The following is a 2,967-nucleotide window of genomic DNA, read 5'->3' on the forward strand; positions in this document are numbered from 1 at the left end:
ACATCTTCGGGTTGTGAGGTTAAGCGAATAAGCGTACACGGTGGATGCCTAGGCAATCAGAGGCGATGAAGGACGTGCTAATCTGCGATAAGCGTCGGTAAGGTGATATGAACCGTTATACCCGACGATTTCCGAATGGGGAAACCCAATATCCAATGGATATTATCATGACGTGAATACATAGCGTCATGAAGCGAACCGGGAGAACTGAAACATCTCAGTACCCCGAGGAAAAGAAATCAACCGAGATTCCCCTAGTAGCGGCGAGCGAACGGGGAACAGCCCAGAGTCTTAATCAATAGCAGCATCAGGAGAACGGTCTGGAAAGTCCGGCAGTAAAGGGTGATAGCCCCGTATCTGAAGATGCTGTTATTGTGAACTCGACGAGTAGGGCGGGACACGTGTTATCCTGTCTGAATATGGGGGGACCATCCTCCAAGGCTAAATACTCCTGATTGACCGATAGTGAACCAGTACCGTGAGGGAAAGGCGAAAAGAACCCCGGCGAGGGGAGTGAAAAAGAACCTGAAACCGTGTACGTACAAGCAGTAGGAGCCTCTTTATGGGGTGACTGCGTACCTTTTGTATAATGGGTCAGCGACTTATATTCTGTAGCAAGGTTAACCGTATAGGGGAGCCGTAGGGAAACCGAGTCTTAACTGGGCGAATGAGTTGCAGGGTATAGACCCGAAACCCGGTGATCTATCCATGGGCAGGTTGAAGGTTGGGTAACACTAACTGGAGGACCGAACCGACTAATGTTGAAAAATTAGCGGATGACTTGTGGATGGGGGTGAAAGGCCAATCAAACCGGGAGATAGCTGGTTCTCCCCGAAAGCTATTTAGGTAGCGCCTCGTGAATTCATCTTCGGGGGTAGAGCACTGTTTCGACTAGGGGGTCATCCCGACTTACCAACTCGATGCAAACTGCGAATACCGAAGAATGTTATCACGGGAGACACACGGCGGGTGCTAACGTCCGTCGTGAAGAGGGAAACAACCCAGACCGCCAGCTAAGGTCCCAAAGTCATGGTTAAGTGGGAAACGAAGTGGGAAGGCTCAGACAGCCAGGATGTTGGCTTAGAAGCAGCCATCATTTAAAGAAAGCGTAATAGCTCACTGGTCGAGTCGGCCCGCGCGGAAGATGTAACGGGGCTAAACCATGCACCGAAGCTGCGGCAGCGACACTATGTGTTGTTGGGTAGGGGAGCGTTCTGTAAGCCTGCGAAGGTGTACTGTGAGGTATGCTGGAGGTATCAGAAGTGCGAATGCTGACATAAGTAACGATAATGCGGGTGAAAAACCCGCACGCCGGAAGACCAAGGGTTCCTGTCCAACGTTAATCGGGGCAGGGTGAGTCGACCCCTAAGGCGAGGCTGAAAAGCGTAGTCGATGGGAAACGGGTTAATATTCCCGTACTGGTGGTAACTGCGATGGGGGAACGGAGAAGGCTAGGTTGTCCGGGCGACGGTCGTCCCGGTTCAAGCATGTAGGCAGAGTGATTAGGCAAATCCGGTCACTTAATGCTGAGGTGTGATGACGAACCACTAAGGTGGTGAAGCAATTGATGCCCTGCTTCCAGGAAAAGCCTCTAAGCTTCAGGTTACCAACAATCGTACCCCAAACCGACACAGGTGGTCAGGTAGAGAATACTCAGGCGCTTGAGAGAACTCGGGTGAAGGAACTAGGCAAAATGGTGCCGTAACTTCGGGAGAAGGCACGCTGGCGGTAAGTGAAGTCCCTTGCGGACGGAGCCGAAGCCAGTCGAAGATACCAGCTGGCTGCAACTGTTTATTAAAAACACAGCACTGTGCAAACACGAAAGTGGACGTATACGGTGTGACGCCTGCCCGGTGCTGGAAGGTTAATTGATGGGGTTATCCGTAAGGAGAAGCTCTTGATCGAAGCCCCAGTAAACGGCGGCCGTAACTATAACGGTCCTAAGGTAGCGAAATTCCTTGTCGGGTAAGTTCCGACCTGCACGAATGGCGTAATGATGGCCAGGCTGTCTCCACCCGAGACTCAGTGAAATTGAACTCGCTGTGAAGATGCAGTGTACCCGCGGCAAGACGGAAAGACCCCGTGAACCTTTACTATAGCTTGACACTGAACATTGAGCCTTGATGTGTAGGATAGGTGGGAGACTTAGAAGTGTGGACGCCAGTCTGCATGGAGTCAACCTTGAAATACCACCCTTTAACGTTTGATGTTCTAACCTAGGTCCATAATCTGGATCGGGGACCGTGTCTGGTGGGTAGTTTGACTGGGGCGGTCTCCTCCTAAAGAGTAACGGAGGAGCACGAAGGTTGGCTAAGCATGGTCGGACATCATGCGGTTAGTGCAAAGGCATAAGCCAGCTTGACTGTGAGAGTGACGGCTCGAGCAGGTACGAAAGTAGGTCTTAGTGATCCGGTGGTTCTGAATGGAAGGGCCATCGCTCAACGGATAAAAGGTACTCCGGGGATAACAGGCTGATACCGCCCAAGAGTTCATATCGACGGCGGTGTTTGGCACCTCGATGTCGGCTCATCACATCCTGGGGCTGAAGTAGGTCCCAAGGGTATGGCTGTTCGCCATTTAAAGTGGTACGCGAGCTGGGTTTAGAACGTCGTGAGACAGTTCGGTCCCTATCTGCCGTGGGCGTTGGAAGATTGAGAGGGGTTGCTCCTAGTACGAGAGGACCGGAGTGAACGCACCACTGGTGTTCGGGTTGTCATGCCAATGGCATTGCCCGGTAGCTAAGTGCGGAAGAGATAACCGCTGAAAGCATCTAAGCGGGAAACTTGCCTCGAGATGAGTCTTCCCTGTCACCTTGAGTGACCTAAAGGAACGTTTAAGACTAAGACGTTGATAGGCTGGGTGTGTAAGCGTAGCGATACGTTGAGCTAACCAGTACTAATGAACCGTGAGGCTTAACCTGACAACACCGAAGGTGTTTTGTCTGAGAGACAAAGAGTAGATGAAGTA

Annotated in this window: 1 rRNA gene; it reads left to right on the forward strand. The window is 51.6% G+C overall.

Annotated elements, in window-relative coordinates:
* Positions 1-17: 17 nt before the first annotated feature.
* Positions 18-2,920, forward strand: a 23S ribosomal RNA gene (locus tag ABN217_RS18780).
* Positions 2,921-2,967 lie beyond the last annotated feature (47 nt).

It is taken from the genome of Proteus sp. fly-1067 (assembly GCF_040139345.1).
GTDB lineage: Bacteria > Pseudomonadota > Gammaproteobacteria > Enterobacterales > Enterobacteriaceae > Proteus > Proteus vulgaris_B.